Annotated in this window: 18 protein-coding genes; 2 read left to right on the forward strand and 16 right to left on the reverse strand. The window is 36.5% G+C overall.

Going from position 1 to position 17,638, the window contains the following annotated elements; all coding sequences use genetic code 11:
* Positions 1-37 precede the first annotated feature (37 nt).
* The 4 genes from AAGU76_RS10110 to AAGU76_RS10125 all read right to left on the reverse strand — a co-directional run bounded on the left by AAGU76_RS10110 (position 38) and on the right by AAGU76_RS10125 (position 5,685).
* Positions 38-2,146, reverse strand: coding sequence for an FAD-dependent oxidoreductase (locus AAGU76_RS10110; RefSeq protein ID WP_342485359.1), 2,109 nt, complete (start codon positions 2,144-2,146; stop codon positions 38-40).
* Between the two features lie 101 nt (positions 2,147-2,247).
* Entirely contained in the window at positions 2,248-3,054 is an 807-nt protein-coding gene (locus AAGU76_RS10115) for a MerR family transcriptional regulator (protein ID WP_342485360.1), read from the reverse strand.
* A gap of 48 nt (positions 3,055-3,102) precedes the next feature.
* The gene (locus AAGU76_RS10120) at positions 3,103-4,383 is read right to left on the reverse strand and encodes a 4Fe-4S binding protein (protein WP_342485361.1); all 1,281 of its coding nucleotides are present in this window, start codon (positions 4,381-4,383) and stop codon (positions 3,103-3,105) included.
* Between the two features lie 360 nt (positions 4,384-4,743).
* Positions 4,744-5,685, reverse strand: coding sequence for an alpha/beta hydrolase (locus tag AAGU76_RS10125; protein ID WP_342485362.1), 942 nt, complete (start codon positions 5,683-5,685; stop codon positions 4,744-4,746).
* A gap of 150 nt (positions 5,686-5,835) precedes the next feature.
* Between AAGU76_RS10125 and AAGU76_RS10130 the strand changes: the two genes are divergently transcribed.
* On the forward strand, positions 5,836-6,279 hold the full coding sequence (locus AAGU76_RS10130) for a MerR family transcriptional regulator (protein ID WP_342485363.1): 444 nt from the start codon (positions 5,836-5,838) through the stop codon (positions 6,277-6,279).
* 403 nt (positions 6,280-6,682) lie between these two features.
* Here AAGU76_RS10130 and AAGU76_RS10135 read toward each other — a convergent pair whose 3' ends face one another.
* The 12 genes from AAGU76_RS10135 to yeiL form a co-directional block, all read right to left on the reverse strand.
* A complete protein-coding gene (locus AAGU76_RS10135) occupies positions 6,683-7,576 on the reverse strand; it encodes a MerR family transcriptional regulator (protein WP_342485364.1) in 894 nt (297 codons plus the stop codon).
* 298 nt (positions 7,577-7,874) lie between these two features.
* A complete protein-coding gene (locus AAGU76_RS10140; RefSeq protein WP_342485365.1) occupies positions 7,875-8,468 on the reverse strand; it encodes a dienelactone hydrolase family protein in 594 nt (197 codons plus the stop codon).
* Between the two features lie 97 nt (positions 8,469-8,565).
* Positions 8,566-8,985, reverse strand: coding sequence for a YjdF family protein (locus AAGU76_RS10145; protein WP_342485366.1), 420 nt, complete (start codon positions 8,983-8,985; stop codon positions 8,566-8,568).
* 277 nt (positions 8,986-9,262) lie between these two features.
* A complete protein-coding gene (locus AAGU76_RS10150) occupies positions 9,263-10,456 on the reverse strand; it encodes a hypothetical protein (protein WP_342485367.1) in 1,194 nt (397 codons plus the stop codon).
* Positions 10,446-11,120 (reverse strand): TetR/AcrR family transcriptional regulator, encoded by a 675-nt coding sequence (locus tag AAGU76_RS10155; protein WP_342485368.1) that lies wholly within the window; start codon positions 11,118-11,120, stop codon positions 10,446-10,448. The genes AAGU76_RS10150 and AAGU76_RS10155 overlap by 11 nt, the downstream gene beginning before the upstream one ends.
* Positions 11,121-11,460: 340 nt before the next feature.
* Positions 11,461-11,958, reverse strand: a complete 498-nt coding sequence (locus AAGU76_RS10160; RefSeq protein ID WP_342485369.1) for an N-acetyltransferase family protein — start codon at positions 11,956-11,958, stop codon at positions 11,461-11,463.
* A 22-nt stretch (positions 11,959-11,980) separates the two neighbouring features.
* On the reverse strand, positions 11,981-12,133 hold the full coding sequence (locus tag AAGU76_RS10165; RefSeq protein WP_342485370.1) for a hypothetical protein: 153 nt from the start codon (positions 12,131-12,133) through the stop codon (positions 11,981-11,983).
* 45 nt (positions 12,134-12,178) lie between these two features.
* Entirely contained in the window at positions 12,179-12,616 is a 438-nt protein-coding gene (locus tag AAGU76_RS10170) for a MarR family transcriptional regulator (RefSeq protein WP_342485371.1), read from the reverse strand.
* A gap of 328 nt (positions 12,617-12,944) precedes the next feature.
* A complete protein-coding gene (locus tag AAGU76_RS10175) occupies positions 12,945-14,120 on the reverse strand; it encodes a GGDEF domain-containing protein (RefSeq protein WP_342485372.1) in 1,176 nt (391 codons plus the stop codon).
* A gap of 292 nt (positions 14,121-14,412) precedes the next feature.
* Complete coding sequence (locus AAGU76_RS10180; RefSeq protein WP_342485373.1) at positions 14,413-15,075, reverse strand: CatA-like O-acetyltransferase; 663 nt, start codon at positions 15,073-15,075, stop codon at positions 14,413-14,415.
* Positions 15,075-15,656: a helix-turn-helix domain-containing protein gene (locus tag AAGU76_RS10185; RefSeq protein ID WP_342485374.1), complete on the reverse strand. Its 582-nt coding sequence runs from the start codon at positions 15,654-15,656 to the stop codon at positions 15,075-15,077. The genes AAGU76_RS10180 and AAGU76_RS10185 overlap by 1 nt, the downstream gene beginning before the upstream one ends.
* 176 nt (positions 15,657-15,832) lie before the next feature.
* A complete protein-coding gene (gene yeiL / locus AAGU76_RS10190; protein ID WP_342485375.1) occupies positions 15,833-16,510 on the reverse strand; it encodes a transcriptional regulator YeiL in 678 nt (225 codons plus the stop codon).
* 98 nt (positions 16,511-16,608) lie between these two features.
* Between yeiL and rihB the strand changes: the two genes are divergently transcribed.
* Positions 16,609-17,541 carry a ribosylpyrimidine nucleosidase gene (rihB, locus tag AAGU76_RS10195; RefSeq protein ID WP_342485376.1) on the forward strand — a complete coding sequence of 311 codons (933 nt, stop codon included), beginning with the start codon at positions 16,609-16,611 and terminating at the stop codon, positions 17,539-17,541.
* The last annotated feature ends 97 nt before the right edge of the window (positions 17,542-17,638 follow it).

Raw genomic sequence — 17,638 nt, forward strand, 5'->3', positions numbered from 1 at the left:
TTGTTCACTTAGAAGCACAGTATTGCAATTTTATTTATTATTTCAATTCACTTGCTACGGTGTCTGCTGCAATAGCCCCGAAAGACATAGCTGCATCAAAGCCATAACCATAAGTTACACCGTCTTTTTGTTCAACTGAACCACAAACATCACCTGCTGCATATAAACCTGGTATGATATTTCCTGATTCAGTCAAAACATGGCAGGAAGGGTCGATCTTAAGACCACCCGTTGTCAAATATACGTTTGGATCAACACGAATAGCCCAAACTCCGCCATTGCTTGTTTCTATATAAGGAAGATCCTTGCGTCCCCATTCATTAGGTTGTCCGGCTAAAGACAGCTCATTGTTCTTGTTTACTGTATCAGCTAAATTTGGCAGGTTTAAAGCTGTTGAGCATTCTTCCAATGAATTGTAATGTACTGCTTCTCCTTTTTCGAATATAGCCTTGTATGTGTCAAAACCGTAAGCTTCATTGTCTTTTGCCTGAACTGCTGCTGCTTCATCAAAAATATAATAGAATGTATCTCCGTTTGCAGAATCAGCTTTTGCTTGTGACATCATTTGGTGATTCTTTTTAATAATATTACCAAACTCATTTCCATTTATATTTACAATAATGCCAGGTACGGTCAAGTGCATAAATGCAAGCTCAAAATGGGAATCATAGCTTGCAAGGAAACCAGGTACTTCCGCACCCATATCTTCAATACCTGCGCCATATTTCATTCCAAGCAGCAAACCATCGCCTGTAACAGATTCAATAGTATTAAAGTAATGTCCTGACCATTCAGGGAAATATTTATCTACCAGTTCTTCATTTTTAGCAAAGCTTCCGGATGCTATTATAACTGCATCTGCATTAACCTTCCAGGTTGTGCCGTCTTTGCCTTCAGCAACCAATCCTGTTATTTTGCCGTTTTCATCCTGAGTTAAATCAGTAACAGGAGTAGCGTAAATTATACGGCCGCCCTTTTCTTCTATACGTTTAACTAAAAATTCCATCGCGAATCCTGACCCACCTTCATAGCATCCAGGTGAGAAAAATGGATATGAAAAGCCTGAACGACTACCTAAAGTAGTGAATCCTATTCCTATACTTGACATCCAATCAAACATTTCTCCGCTTTTTTTAAACATAGGTCCCATGAATGGAAAATCAGGATTATATTCTTTACCGCTTGCGTCAAGCATTTTTTGATAACCTGCTTTCATATTGTCCCATGAAGCATAGAATGGATTTCCTAAACCCCATTCGTTATATATTTCTGAATCAGCAATTACGAGACCGCCGTAAGTGACAGGCATGCATCCTCCGGGAATATCTTGTTTTTCAAACAATATTATATCGTTAACACCTTGTTCAAGCAGTTGAGATGCCGCAAATAAACCGGCAGTTCCGGCTCCCATTATGGCAACTTGAACATCTTCTTCAACTTCCTTTTTTACTATTTCAGGCTCAGCTGCTTTCTTACTGAAATCCGCCACATTTCCACCAGCTTTTGATATAGCTTCGCTTACAGCCAGTTTTATAACATTGGATGTTACAGTGGCACCGGATACTCCATCAACATTTATGCTTTGTGCTTCAACAATTCTTTGAGGCACTTGTGCAACTGCATATGTACCTATACCTTGTGTTTCATTGTTAGAAAGAACCTCAACGGATTTGATTGCACCATCAAGAAACATTGTGCATACCGTTACGGTTCCTTCGTGGCCTATTGCATCAATAACATATTTTCCGTTTTTTACTGCTTGAGAAACAGGCTCTTCACCTTTTGCCAGTGATACTGCTGCATTAGCAGCTGATATGATTCCATTGCTTGAATATGTAGCACCAGAAACAACTTCTACATCAGCGCTGTTTGCTTCAACTATTTTTGCAGGAAGCTGTTCAATTGCTTTTGATCCTATGCCGGCAGTTTCTTTTGCGCCTTCAGCTTTTACTTCAGTAATTTTGTTTTCATCAACAGTCACCTTTACATTAATAGCTCCGCCAAATCCTTGAGCGCTGCCTTCATATGTGCCGGGCGTATAAATAGCTTTTACAGGCTGCTGAACTTCATTAGTTTTAGCACACCCTGAAATACTGAATAAAAGTGCTAAAATTAATGTAAATGAAATTATTCTTTTTTGTTTCATCTTTTCTCCTCCTAGATTTAATATTGCAACTTTGTTAAATTTAACTCATTTAAAGTATACAGTATCAAAGCTTTGAGGGTTCAAGCACAAATATTTAATTTTTAAATATATACAGGAATTAAAATTTGTTTAAGCAATTCATGTTCTTTATTATTATTGCTGAATGCAAATATAGTCTTTGCAAATGGCCTACCACGCATTTTATAATTGTTGTCATTAATAAATTCCATACAGTCATATAATAATTCTTCAAGAGTCTTATCACTGCTGGTGTTGGTTATTGATGTAACAAAGTTCCCGCCTTTTATTTCTTTAACATTTTCTGTAGCAGTCAAGTTAAGGAACTTTACAATTGAAACAGATGCTAGCATTCCATATGTATATTTGGAGATTTTCTTTGTATCTTCATCTATATAAAACATTTGGGATGCTCGTGTATGTAATATGTTTTTAAACCATGGGATGGCCTCTTTGCGCATATCTTGATTTTGAAATATAATTTCTTTGGCAGGAGATTCAAACATCAAAAATCCCTCTAATTCTTCAGTGAAAAAAGCGGTTCCATTTTCTTTGTAACTCTTATAGAGCAATAAATCATCATCTAATTGCCTTATAATCTGATGCTTTTTTTCTATTTCATCATATAAAAATTCTTTTTGTTTTTGGTATTGAGAAATGATATCCTGCTCATTGCAGTAACCACAGAAAGATAATGTGTCTTGAAGAGAAAACTCAGCATTTCGATATTTCTTAATGGTACCGAGGAGTTTTAAATCAGATGATTCATAATATCTGTAATTGTTTATGACATTTCTTTTTGGATGCAATATGTTTTTATCTTCATAATAATGAAGAGTTTGATTTGAAATACCGTAAAGCTTAGCTAAGTCGCTTACTATTATTTCCATTAGAAATCACCCCGAGCATAATTGATTTTGTTATATAATAATTCGAAATTAAGGTTCTACAGCACTTTTATTTGACAGCAACTTATCCAGATATATGGACTTGAACTGCTTACTGGCCATCACCTGTTTTAAAAGCGGCAGTTTAAGAATGACTCCGAGCACTGCCGCCATGGCACGGTGATTGGCAAAGGCCTGATTATCAAATATCAGATTTTGTAGAGTTCCCTTTTCGATTGCCTGCAGCACAAATCTATGGGTGCTGTTCACCGGCGTGATGACCTGAATCTCTCTTCGCACCAGTTCAATGGCATTTTTAGGACAATTGCGCACACAAACACCGCAGCCAAGGCATACTTCATTATCTACCTGGGCCATCTTGCTCTCTATGCTGTTTCCCATTGAAATTGCCAGTACCGGACATACATTTTCACATTTGCCGCATCCTACGCATTCATCAGAAATTTTAGGTATATAATTCGTAGTAGCTACCGGCTGCATCGGACTGAATTTTCTTGCCGCCTGCAAGGCTTCGCAGCAGCAGCCGCAGCAATTGCAAATGAAAGCCGGGTCTTCACGGACATTTTCACCCATCTGCACCAGATTGGCAGCATAGGAACGCTCCAGCACATCCATTGCCTCTTTCTTGTCAATTAACCTCGCATGCTGTCCATGTTCTGCAAGAGAACGGGCAACATTTCCAAAGGTGAGGCAAACATCCAAGGGGGCATCTATTTCACATGGGTGATTTGCATGCAGCATCTTATGTCTGCAGTAACAGGTTCCAAGACCTATGTGACTTGCTTCTTCGATTATATGGCTTGCTCTTTCATAATCCAAAATATGAATCATGTTATCATTGGTCAAAACCGGCTCCTGCACATACACCCGTCCAAGGCGCGTCTCTGTTGCGAAAAATAAATCCTTTACAAAATCCTCTTCCACATTCATATACTGAAAATACAGCTCGCTTAAATATTTCTGATCAATATCGCCTCTTGTACGCATCAATGCAAATTCAATAAACCCTGCCATTGGCGGCGGCATTACAAATTGACGTTCCCCTTTATAATATGAATCCACAAGCAGCGCCTTTTCACAAAGCTGTTCCAAAAAAGTTTCTGCTTTCCCTTCACTGACATTCCAGATTTTTGCTGCTTTTTTTGCAGTAAACGGACGAACTGGCAACAGCGCAACCCATTTGGCTTCAGGTTCTGTATATAAAACTTGTAAAATCTTATACAGACTGTCCGATGGCGGAGCCCCTTGTGTAAACCAATTGATTCTTTCTTCTAAATTCTTATAGGCATCTTTGCTCGTAATATGTCCCATGAATACACCTTCTATTATATGAATTTAATTTTATATACTTTTCTTTAAATAACACGCGATAATCTTCTTTTTACTTGTCGGTAATTTTACAAATTAATCCCGTTTTTTTCTATATTTAATAATATTATTCTAAAACGTGTTCCTAAGTAAGTCAATTTATTCATCAATTATATTTCACATAATAATGTCAGTCTTTCTACTACTACATAAGGACAATCTTTGTTAACGATTGAACATATATAATAAATGGGCAAATCTTGAAGCTCAACGGAAGCTAAAGACTTGCCCATAATTATAATAATTAAATACGATTCAGCTGGACAATATAAATCGAACAACTCTACATTTAATCGTTGTGCTTTACATTGCCTCCTTAAAGAACTTCTCCAGTTTATCAAATGGAATTCTATCTGTTCTGTCGTAAAGGTCGATATGCTCAGCATCATCTACTACATACAGTTCCTTCGGCTCTTTCGCATTCTCATTAGCAGTCTCACTGAAGAACTTAGAGTGTGCTCTGTCACCGACCACAAACAGTATTGGACGTGGTGAGATTTCATCAATGTGATCTAAAATATTGTAATTCATGAATGCTAGGTTACTAGTTGTTGTAAAGCCTCCTGCTGCATTTGGATGATGTCCTCTCTTTACTGCGTAGAATCGGAACCATTCTGCTACAGGCTCTCCTAATTCTTCCGGAACGTTATCTAAAGGTGTTTCCGGGAAGAATGATATATATTCTGGTGTTCCGTTTTCTGCATCTTCCCAACGTTTTGCAGCAAGCTGCTCTTTTGTCTTCTGTACAGTTTCTGCATCCATTCCAAGACGAGCAGCAACAGTCATATCATACATAGACATGGTTGCAACTGCTTTAATGCGTGTATCCATTGCTGTTGCTGATAATGCAAATCCTCCAGAACCACAGATGCCGATTAAGCCGATTTTTTCTCTGTCAAAGAATTTCTGTAAGCCAAGGTAATCTACTCCAGCGCTAAAGTTCTCTGTGAAGATATCAGGAGAAGATACGTGTCTTGGTTCTCCACCAGATTCGCCCATAAAGCATGGATCAAATGTTAAAACAACGAACCCTCTCTGTGCCAACTCATTTGCATAGACACATGGTCCCTGTTCTTTTACACCGCCATAAGGTGCACCAACAATCAATGCAGCATGCTTTTGATTGTTATCGGAATTTTTTGCTGTGTACAGATCTCCTGCCAATGTGATTCCGTATCTATTTCTATAAGATACATGTTTACGTGTTACATTTTCGCTTAGTTCATGGATATAATATTCAGCCATTTTGTTCTCCTTTCAAAAATGAACATAATTCTTTTTATAGTTGTTTTGACATTCCTCTCGGAATGTGATAAAATAACTCTAACACCTAAACTTGACTTTAAGTCAAGATAATTTTTGAATTTTTTAAAATATTTTTTTGAGGAGATTTTTATGTACACTATAGGACAAGTATCTGAAATGTTTGACTTACCAGTTTCTACATTACGTTATTATGATAAAGAGGGTCTGTTACCTAACATACAACGTTCATCCGGCATACGAAAATTTAGTGACAAAGAAATTGAAGCACTTCGCGTCATTGAATGTTTAAAAAAATCCGGCATGGAAATAAAGGACATCAAAAAATTTATGGAATGGAGCGAAATGGGCAGCGTAACCTATCCCGAGCGCAAAGAACTGTTTGTAAAACAAAAAGAAGCTGTCGAATCCGAGATTAATAAATTAGAAAAAGTATTGAGTATGCTTAAGTATAAATGCTGGTATTATGATCAGGCAATCAAAGATGGAAATGAACATCAAATATTCGCCATGCTTCCAGACAAATTACCGGAAAAGATCCAAGAATATTATAATCATGCTCATGAAACTGAATAACATTTTTCGCATAATTAACCTCCAGTCTAGTAAAAATGATAATAATAAATAAGCCAATCATATGTGAAACTCAAATATAATTGGCTTACTATTATATTTATCGTTGGAAACGATGTTTTGATGGTTCTATTATAAAACACAAACTCTATAGACCTTTTACCCCTAGACATAGTGGTAAAGTTGAACGCAGTCATCGCAAGGACAACGAAAGATTTTATTCTGTTAGAACTTTCTATTCCTTTGATGATTTTTCTAAACAATTAAGTATATACAATAAAGAGATTACACCATTTTCCTATGCATCCTTTATTATGGCGTTCACCTAAACAATTTTTAGATAATTTTTTTAGTGTCAGTGTGTAACATATGTTTGACAAACCAACAGTTCATAACTTTTAATTCATTACTTATTCTTTTCAGCATAAAACTTGAATGCCTTTCCAATAAATATGCATGCTCCCTTGCCATATTTCTCATCCATAATTTTTATTGACATAGGGTCTTTTAAATGTGTATCAGCAAAAAAACTCCAGTAGTTCTCTCCCTTATCCCTTTGGTCTATTTTTAAAAATTTAAATTTCTCATCAGTAAGATTTACAATTTCCAAAACAATTTTTTGAATCTCTGGTGAAGAGGGAGCTTTAGTTATATCAGCTGTAATCTTTTCATATAATCTATTATCTTTATCAATATAATAATCTAAATCTTTCTTTTTTATAGTGCTCAGATATTCAATGTTATCTTTATTAGCATCAAAATTATTCTTCGTAGCTTCAATAAATTTATCCATACTTTCATATTGCTCTATAGCCAGTTTAGCCAAATCAGGTTCCTTGCTTTTTGAGTTTTCTATAAATTCATCATATGCTTCTATACTACCCCAAATTTTTGCTATATAATCCTCATTTCCCTTTTTTAATTCTTCAAGTCTATTAAAATATTCTGTCATATCAAATTCTTTAAAACTCATTGTGTTTTCTCCTTTTAATGTTTTGTTTATAAGCTCTACTAAGTCGTTCAATCTATTGCGTTTAATTATAAGTAATTTTTTTTGTTTTTCTAAAGCTTGCATCTTATTAAATTTTGGACTATCCATGATTCTTTTCACTTCTTTTAGCGGTATGTCAAGTTCTTTAAAAAACAAAATCTGCTGAAGAGTTACTAGTGCCTCATCGTCATAAAGTCTGTAACCTGACTCTGTAACTGCACTAGGTTTTAGCAATCCTATTTCATCATAGTAATGCAGCATACGTACGCTTATCCCTGTCAGATCCGAAACTTGTCTCACTGTTCTCATGGCTTAACCTCCAAATATTATTTTGAGCTGCCAATACCGCTTAATACTCTGCCGGCTTCGAGTTTTTATTGATATATTCAAGCTCTGTTTTTATATTACACTATGACATGGTGTTAGGGTCAATACCTTTTTAAAATTATTTTTGTATATAAAAAGCCAGAGATTGATTACTCTCTGGCTATATTTCTATATTAATTTCAGCAAATTGAATTTGTGTTTCTGTGTTGTTTTGAGCTATGAGTTGACTCTTCAAACCATCCCCTATGTATTGTTTGCTAAAGATAAACGTCTATATGGCTTATTTTGTACATTCGTTTATAAAGCAGGTAATGGCCTCTTCAGCAAGTCTTGATTGTTTATCATTGTAACGTTTAGAATATGGATCTAAAAAACCATGCTGGGCATCACACTCAAGGATAGATAAATGTTGTTTATCTTGAAGTTGACAAACCAAAGCATGAACATCAAAAGAATCTTCATTTGCAAATATTAAAAGCGTCGGACAGATAGGATTTATATTGGTATAATCTCTTATACGCGAACCATAACAAGCTACAATCCCACTACATAATGTATTTTCACTACATCTCCACGCTATAGTCGCTCCCACACTAAAACCTATAATAAATACATTGTTATACTTATCTTTTAATTCATTGACAAAATCGCTAACTTCTTTATACACTTCAAACCCGACATTATTTATAAAAAAATCATATGCTTCTTTAGATTCTTCGTAAGAAAAAGAAGCTCTATCAATCATATTTGGGCAAAATACATCATAACCGGCTTCAATATACTTTTGATATTTCTCTTTTACAAATTGGTTAACTCCATATATTTCATGAAGCACAACAATTGCCTGCTTACGCTTTTCTGATTTTCTATCCAATACTCTACCCTCGCAAAACATGATATTTGAGGCTACTGATTAAACGACATAAATGTCGCCTACTATCTATTTATATTCTCTAAAAGAGAAAGGGCATTTATCTGCCCTTGTGTTTTTCTCTTCTTTTCTGTTGCTTCAATTTATATTGGAATTCTTTCTTCGCTTCATTCTGTTCACGAGAATAAGCTTTTCTTTCCAATTTTCCTTGCTCTTGTTGTAGTTTCAAAGCTTGTTGAGATTTTGATCCTATACCTGCATTATTAATCTGTTTCTTTACTTCTCTTTGTAAACGTTTAGGATTTATCCTTTCCTTTTCTTCTACAATAGAATCAACAGAAGGACTAAAACGAAGTCTATGGTAATTTTCCAATATGAACGCCTGTACTTCATAATCCTTTGGTTCTGCCCCAAATGTAATTTTGCAAACAGATAACTTATCGTTATCAACTCGTTCAAATATACCAACCCAAAATGGTTCTTCGAAAAACACCTGTAATCTTCCTGTTACTTTGTTCATATAATCACTCCTTTTAGATTTAATGAACAAAGAACGGACAACCAAGGAGGCAGGTTACTGACAACAAATTGTTGCTCCCGGACTACCTACCGGGACGTGTTTTTATCTTTGTAAGTTTATTATAACAAATCATACTAAATTAACAATACATTATTTACAATTTCTGTTAAATGTAGCTTTGGAACACAATCAGTTTCATCGCTTTTATATCTTCACGGTAGTCACAACATGCCTTAAGTTCCACCGTAACTTCCCACGTTTAAGGATCTTCAATCATTTATTGCATTATTATATCCATTACATCTCTTCTCATGCTTTGGGGAAATTTTTGTGTAGGCTGACCTATACGGAAAAACATCTGGATAGTACCTCCTTTTGGGGCATAATCCTTATGAATCTTCGTATACTGTTCACTCATTTCAGGATATTCTTCCAAAACCTGACTTGGCGGCTGCATAACCAAGCCTAGTGAATGTGCCGTCAATATTAATTTGCTGTAAAGCATCCCGCATTTTACTTGCTCCGTACGACTATTGTCTTTAGTAATAATCATGGCATAGCCTGACGTGTTATCTACCCCGGTCTGAGTAGATTTTACATATAAATCAGCAGAATTTTTTTCGTTGTTTATTGACGGAAACAATGTAATGATACCCTGCAAAACATGTTTCATTATTGCAGTTGTTCCCTGCCCTTCAACTGAAAAGCCATACCTGTATTTATTTTTTTGATATTCGTTAGCTCGAAATACATTGGCAGATTCCTGATTTATACGATGAATGCCTGACTCGATTTTTGCTCCTACTATGGCATAATTACCCAGGTTCTTTTTATTATCTTCATCTTGAAATATTTCAAGTGTCATATCACTATCTGTTAAAATGGCATGTAGCTGTTTTATCTCTTCCGGCGTCAATTCCTTTTTACTATATGCCCCTCTGTTTGTATCCGGTAAAAACATATAATCATACAAAGAACTGCTTTTAGGTTCAGTCTTTGTTATAGTTATTTTTGCAACCGGCTTGGTATTCATGCTATTCTCAAGATTTTGCTCATCATATTCTCCATCCGGAAAAAAAGTTATGTCAGCTTTGTAGCCTAATCTTTCTCCGGCAACCCTCACGTATTCAAGAAACGTACCTTGAGTAATCATAGTCTGCCTGGCGTAAGGATCTACTTCTTTTGTTAAACGCTCACTGTCCGCAAATAAGTAAAAGACATTTTTATCAGTATCCAACTTAATATTCCATGGCTGCATATTATGACCGTTTGCTGCTAAAATGCCATGTGCTGCAAGCTTGATTCTTGGATCATCAAATATATCCGAATACGACTTCTGCCACGGCTCTAAATATTGTGCCTTTAAAAAACCACCGCTTGCCAAATATACAATAATTACAGCAGCCAATAATATACCCGTAAGGCCTAAAATCATTATTTTCACACCCTTTTTCAAATTCTTATTTTGCATTTTTTTCTTCCCTCGTATTATTTGTGATTGAAATCACTAAAAACTCCAAACTTTGTAATAATAATTCCTCTGAATCTCTTTTGTGATAATGCTCAATATAGTTCCTTTTTTTTGTTAGCGTATTTAATAAACCTAGGACACATGACCAAAGTAAAATAGCTGTATTGGTAACATCCAATTCACTACGGATTATACCTTCTCTGATGCCCTCTGTCAGCTCAGACGTTAAATAACCGAATATTTCTTCTCCGAGTTTATAGCATTCTTCTCTGGATTCATCTGGAACACCATTCACAAAATCCTTCTCACCATTTTCATAACTCATAATGGCTTTAAAGTAATCAGGATATTCATTTTTAAAATCATACAGGGTTTTTCCTATCTGTTTGATTCTTTCTAATGCATTCTTTCCTTTTACATCGTTAAGAGATGCTTCTACCATTTGGATTAGAATTTTATATCCTCTCACCATGATTTCAAAATAAAGCTGTTCCTTACTGTTAAAATACATGTATACTGTCCTTTTGCTGAATTCCGCTTCCTTTGCAATATCATCCATGGTAGCTAAATCATAACCTTTTGAAAAAATAACATTTTCTGCGGCATCTAAAATATCGTTTCTCCGAATAAGTCTTTCTTTTTCCCTGCGTTCATTTACTCCCAACTGCCTCACCTCACACTTCTCTTAACTGCATTTTTGTACACTATTAGTTTACTTTATTACATCATATTGCAATTTATAATTATGTCAAGTCTTTTTTTAATTTGAGCAATAAAAGACGGCTGACTCAAACCTAAGTCAACCGCTAAATCCGTTGAAACAATTACAACTCTTTTTCTTACTTTTACCGATAACAGCAGGGCTTCCTTCTGCTCCAGCATTCATTCCGGCAATATTCTTCAAATTCTGAATTGTCATCGCCTGGGATCAATACAATTATAAAAAGTAAAAGCACCCCTATTGTTAAAATTAACATGTTAATACACCTCCGTTTTTACTTTATCTATTTACCGACGACCTTGCTTCTTCGTTCGACTAATACTACATCATGCCATTTTCCGTTATCCATTTTGCCGAGTCTCTCCCTATAGCCTATTTCTCTGAAACCACATTTCCTATGTAGGTTCAAGCTGGAGGTATTCTCTTTTATAATTCCTGACTGCAGAGTCCAATACCCGTTTTCTTCTGAGATTTCAATTAATTTCTCCAGAAGCGCAGTACCAACTTTTTGACCTCGATACTGCTTATCGATATAGATACTTACTTCTGCAACTCCAGCATAAACACACCGACTTGAAACAGGTGATAAGGCTGCCCAACCCAAGATGGTATCACCAACTCTGGCTACCAGGCGGCAGGATTCACTATGTCCCTTATCCCATTCCTCCCAGCTTGGTGCCGCACTTTGAAACGTAGCTATTTTAGTCATAATTCCTTCTGTATAAATCTCTGCAACCTGTGGCCAGTCAGATTCTTTCATAGCTTCAACTTTATAATCCATATTTTCCCCCTACTTATATGCTTTAACATGTGCACCTGCAAAGGCTCCATCTAATGCTTCTTGCTTCTTTATCAATTTTATAGTAAGCTTCACCTAATATATCGGATTCTTTCGCTACCTTTTTTGCAATGCCGCCATAATACTTTTTGATTTCGTCTTTAATGCTCTTTTCCATAATATCTTACCTCCTGGCATAAAATTTTTATGGATTGAAATCACTTCAACACTTGTTGCATTCAACAGCTTCATTTAGAAGCTGCAAACTCTCGATCACCTGGCTCCTTTTGTTTTCCGGAATTGAATTGAAGATGCTGCCATAATATTCATCCATGCTTTTTTCAATATTTCTGAATACTCTGATGCCCTTTTCAGTTAACTGAATAATTACATAACGTCTGTTTTCCATATCTACATCCCGGATAACAAGGTTCGATTCTACCAGGTTATTGATAGTCCTGCTCATTGTACTTTTATCCAAGCCCAACATCATTGCTAGGTCAACTAATGAAATCTTTCCTTTTCTTCCGATTTCAACAATGGCATGACACTGCGCCAGGCTAACCTCACAGCAGGAGGCATCGTTTTTTTCCAGAACGCCTAAATCTCTGACCAGCTTTCGAATTAACTCACGCATTACTCCGCTTCCTTGATTTACCATTTCATCACCTCAGAGTTATGATAACATACAACTGTTGTATATTGCAACTGTTGTTTTTTCTTTTTTCTTTTATTTTTTTAAAGACAAAGATTCGAATTTATAGTTGAAAACAAACTCACATTCAGCATACTTGTAATCAGTTCAGTACAACCTGTTTAATGCACAGAAATCCGTTTTTTAGTCCAACTATGGTATTTTAAAAAAGAATAGCCTTTCTTATCTTTTGAATTTATTTCTGTACATAAAAAGCCAGAGAATGCTCTCTGGCCAGTAAATATAAAGTCAACTGCTTTAAAAACTTCTTCAATGAGTTGTAATAGCATATTCATCAATCTGTTGAAGCCACTACAACTATGTTTCTTCCTTGATTTTTTGCTTGATAAAGTGCAGCATCTGCTGCTTTATATGAAATATCAAAGGCGTTTGAAGAATTGCCTTGCAATAATGATACTCCAAAGCTTGCAGTTATATTGATCTGGAACTTATCAGTAAATATTGCATTGTTCTGAATAGTCATTCTAATAGTATCAGCTGCTTCATAAGCTTCTTTAATAGTAACTTCAGAAAGAAATATAAGGAACTCTTCTCCTCCCCAACGTGTAGCCAGATCATTCGTTTTTATATGTTTCATCAGGATATTTCCTACCTCTTTAAGCACTATATCTCCTGAAGGATGACCAAAATTATCATTCACTTGTTTGAAATAATCAACATCCATCAAAATAAGAGCCGATGAATTACTTGTCTCATTAATAATTTTCATTTTCTCAGTAACTTTCTCCCCAAAACACCTTCGATTCAAAAGCTCTGTCAATGGGTCATGGTTTGATAAGTAGTTCAGCTTAAGTATTGTTTCTTCTAAAACCATATTTTCAACCATTCTTTCATAATGATTATCATAAATCACTGTTGAAATTATAATAACTGCCACAAGGAAAATCAATCCATTTACAGCATTTGAAATCAACAAACCAGCATCCTGTTGAAATATTATCAGTCCACCTAAATAAATAATAAAAGGAATGGAATATACAACTGTATTTAACGGAAAACCAAGCAATATAACTGCACTGAATATAATTAAATTTGCTATAAAAACACTGCTTATATTACTATGTAAAAGCTGATCTAAGCCGTTAATGACAGCTAACAAACTTAAAAGCAAAACAGTTAATACCGGAATCAAAAATTTGCGCATATTTTCAAATCTATGTTTTTCATGTCTATTTAAGGTCTCTATAAGTATGAGCCCTGCACTACAGACAAATGCAATTAACAAATGTAGCACCAAAAAACCATTATGATTCCAAACTACTTCTGAAGATGAATTTATCATATAGGGAACATCATTAAATAATATAAATAGCAGTTCAACCATTAAAAATACAATAAGGACTAATTTCATTCTTGCAAAATTAGTTGCATTAATTTCTCTGACAATATTATCTTTCTTGTCCTTTTTAATAATATAATTCAACTTGTTCAAAAAACTTTTTATATTCATATATCCTTCCCTGCTCAAATTTCCTGTAAGCATTAAACTATAACGCCTATTTAAATTCATCCTAAATTGCATTTTACATTATATATCACATGGTAGGAAAACACAAAATATATTATAAAAAGCACCCATCTATTTTTCAAAATGAGCGCTTCAAACATTTCTATCAATTTATATTTTACTCTATATAACAGTGTAGGGGACAGTTCTCCTACCCATGGTTACCGGCACTAACCACTGTTCAGCAACAGGAAAGACACTTCAGTTTTTACCAGTAAAAAAAAGCATCCTAATCTTACAGCCACTCATCCGGATGATTCATCGTCCGTTGCAGTTCCTCAAAAAACACTTTTAAGTGGTACCCCTCTGTTGTTGCATGGTGGACTGTAACAGAAAGGGGCATTGTAATCTTTCCATCCGTTTCTGTAAAACCTCCTGCTTCAAAACTAGGAACATAATAATCCTTAATTCCATGATTGTGTAATGAAAAACTGTTGAAAGTAAACCACGGAATACATGATACGATATAAGCATTCGGAAGCGGCAAACCCTTTGATGAAAGGATACCGTGGCTATCCCCATACTGTGCCGTATCATTAATATACTGTTTATAAAACACATCAAAATGCTCATCATATTCAGTCCAAAGCAATGATGTTGTCTTATCATCCTTGTGGAATTGAGGATAAGCAGGAGTAAGATTATCCCAATATCCCAGAATGCCATCATGCACAGCTATGCGAAGTTCTTGTTGCTTACTGATAGCTCTGGTAACTAAATACAGATATGCAGGAAAGAATTTGTATCCTTTACTTTTCAACTCTTTCCGAAGAACCGTGATATCCATTGTCACATTGACAGTATAGGTAGTAGGAGCCATCTGTGTGTAATAATGAAACGTTTGTGCCATCGGCCAAGTCTGTATGTCAATGGGATGAAAGTTTTTTTCTATGTTCATTATCCATTCACCCACAATCCATGCTGATTACAGCAAAAATAAATATTTCCGCCGTACATCTTCGGAAAACGCACTTCACCGCTTTGTTCCGGGTACAATTTAATCAAAGACACTCTATCATAAGCGACATAGGCCACAAAACTAAGATAATGTGTCTTGCTCATCTCATGTGTAAAAGTAATATAATAATCATCTTCTACCTCTTCCACAGTTAGTTTATGAAGTTCGTCAGCCGCCTTTGGAATGAGCGGTACAAGTTTCCGTCCGCAACAAGATACTTCAGGATCCCCTGTTGCAGTGATTGTGTTTCCGCAGTTCGGACACACGTAAAATTTCACTTTTTTCATATTTCCTCCGTCTGCATCATTAGGTTCTAAATCTCCTAATAATAATTTTTCAATATTTACACCTAATATCTGGGAGAGTTCACTGAGCAAGGATACATCAGGACATCCCAAACCACGTTCCCATTTTGAGATGGTCTTGTCACTGATGTTCATAGCATCAGCAAGCTGCTTTTGTGTCATTCTGTTTTCCTTGCGCAAATCAAGTATCAGCTTTCCAACATTAGTGCAATCCAAGTTATTCACCTCCCTTTATTAAGAATAATCGCAGACAGACTATAATTCAATAAACGCTCCGTAGAGTTTTAATATAGTATTACATAAATGTTACTTTTGTTATTTCTAAAATTTAGGCATGGTTCTTCCTGGTGCCCTGGAGCTGCAAATTTCATGAAAAACCGTCCCCTGTGGTTTTATTCCGCATTTAATTCATCGGCCAGCAGTTTCAGCGCCTGTTCATTTGTGATAAGATAGCCGCCCTGCATTTTTTTTAAATATCCGTATTGTGTAAATTCACCAAGCATTTGAGTCAGGTGGCGATAGGATACTCCAAGATAGGCGCTGGCATCGGTATTGCGCTCGGTATATATCCCGTCAAATGCAGTAAACAGCACAAAATGCGCAAGACGGTTTGCCAATGGAAACCCCTGTGTACTTAATAAAGCTTGCACCCGCTGCTCCTCTTTTTCTGCCAGAGTCACACACAATATTCGCAAAAAGCAAGCATCGGATAACAGGCGGCTGCGATATTTTTCGATTGGCAGTGCCAGCAGAAAGCAGGGGGAAAGTGCTTTTACTCCCATGGTGCTTTTGCGCACACTGAGAAGTTCCAGCTCGCCGATAAAACAATCTCGCTGTAAAAAATCCAAAAGAGAGGTTTTTCCATTTGACAGACTGCAGAACAGCTTTGCTCGCCCTGAAACCATATAGTACAAAAATCCATCGGATTTCTCTCCCTCTTTCAGAATATCGTCACCCTTATCTGCAAAATACAGACGGACATCATCCTTTATATAGAATGAAAAACAACTTTCAAAATCCGATTCTGCAAGACAACGGCTGATTTCCTCTTTATCAAGAATTTGTTTCACATTATCACCTCAAAACTCGGAGATTTCTCCTACCATACCCCAGTGCTTTTGGTTTATACTCAAAAGCAGAAACCCACTTGGGTTGAAAGGAGCAAAACATGGAAAAAAGAAAAATTATCATAGACTGTGACCCCGGTCACGATGACGCCATTGCCATTCTGGTGGCAGGCCGTCACCCCGCCATTGATCTGCTGGCTTTGACCACCGTTGCCGGAAACCAGACCCTCGATAAAACAACGGTTAACGCACTGCATGTCTGTGAGCATTTGGGACTGGATATTCCTGTATATTCCGGTATGTCTCTTCCTCTGGTGCGTGAACAGGTTGTCGCAGCCAATGTGCATGGAGAATCTGGACTTGACGGGCCTGTCTTTGAGCCGCTGAATACAAAAATACAGCCGCAGCACGCGGTAAATTATCTTATCGATACACTGCTGGCAAGCGATGGGGATATTACCCTTGTTCCCATTGGACCGCTTACAAACATTGCAGCAGCCATGCGAATGGAACCAAGAATTCTGCCAAAAATCCAGCAAATTGTTCTTATGGGCGGTGCTTACGGCACCGGAAACTTCACACCGTCAGCAGAATTCAATATTTTTGCAGACCCCGAAGCCGCCAGCATTGTCTTTCGCAGCGGCGTAAAACTCACCATGATGGGATTGGACGTGACAAATCAAACAATTTGTGTGCCTGACATCATTCAACGCATGGAATCCATTGGCAATAAAGCTGGCAGCTTGTTTGCCGACATCATGCGCTTTACGCTGAATTCTCAAAAAATGGCCTTTGGTCTTGAAGCCGGACCTGTGCACGATGTAACCTGCATTGCTTATCTCGTGTCACCGGAGTTATTCACGACACAGGACATGAATGTGGTTGTGGATATCAACCGCGGCCCCTGCTACGGCAGAACAGTTTGTGACACCATCAATTGTTTGAGACAGCCTGCAAACTGCACTGTTGGTACCGGCATCGATCTGCCAAAGTTTTGGGATCTGGTTGCCGAAGCCGTTGCACGATATAATTAACAAATGTTTCTCGTTAATTAATTATCGCACATGTATAATAAAAAGGCAAATTATCCTTCTTGAATTTCTTTATTCAATAATATGGGGCTGTTGCATT

It is taken from the genome of Sedimentibacter sp. (assembly GCF_038562225.1).
In the GTDB taxonomy this organism is placed as follows: domain Bacteria; phylum Bacillota; class Clostridia; order Tissierellales; family Sedimentibacteraceae; genus Sedimentibacter.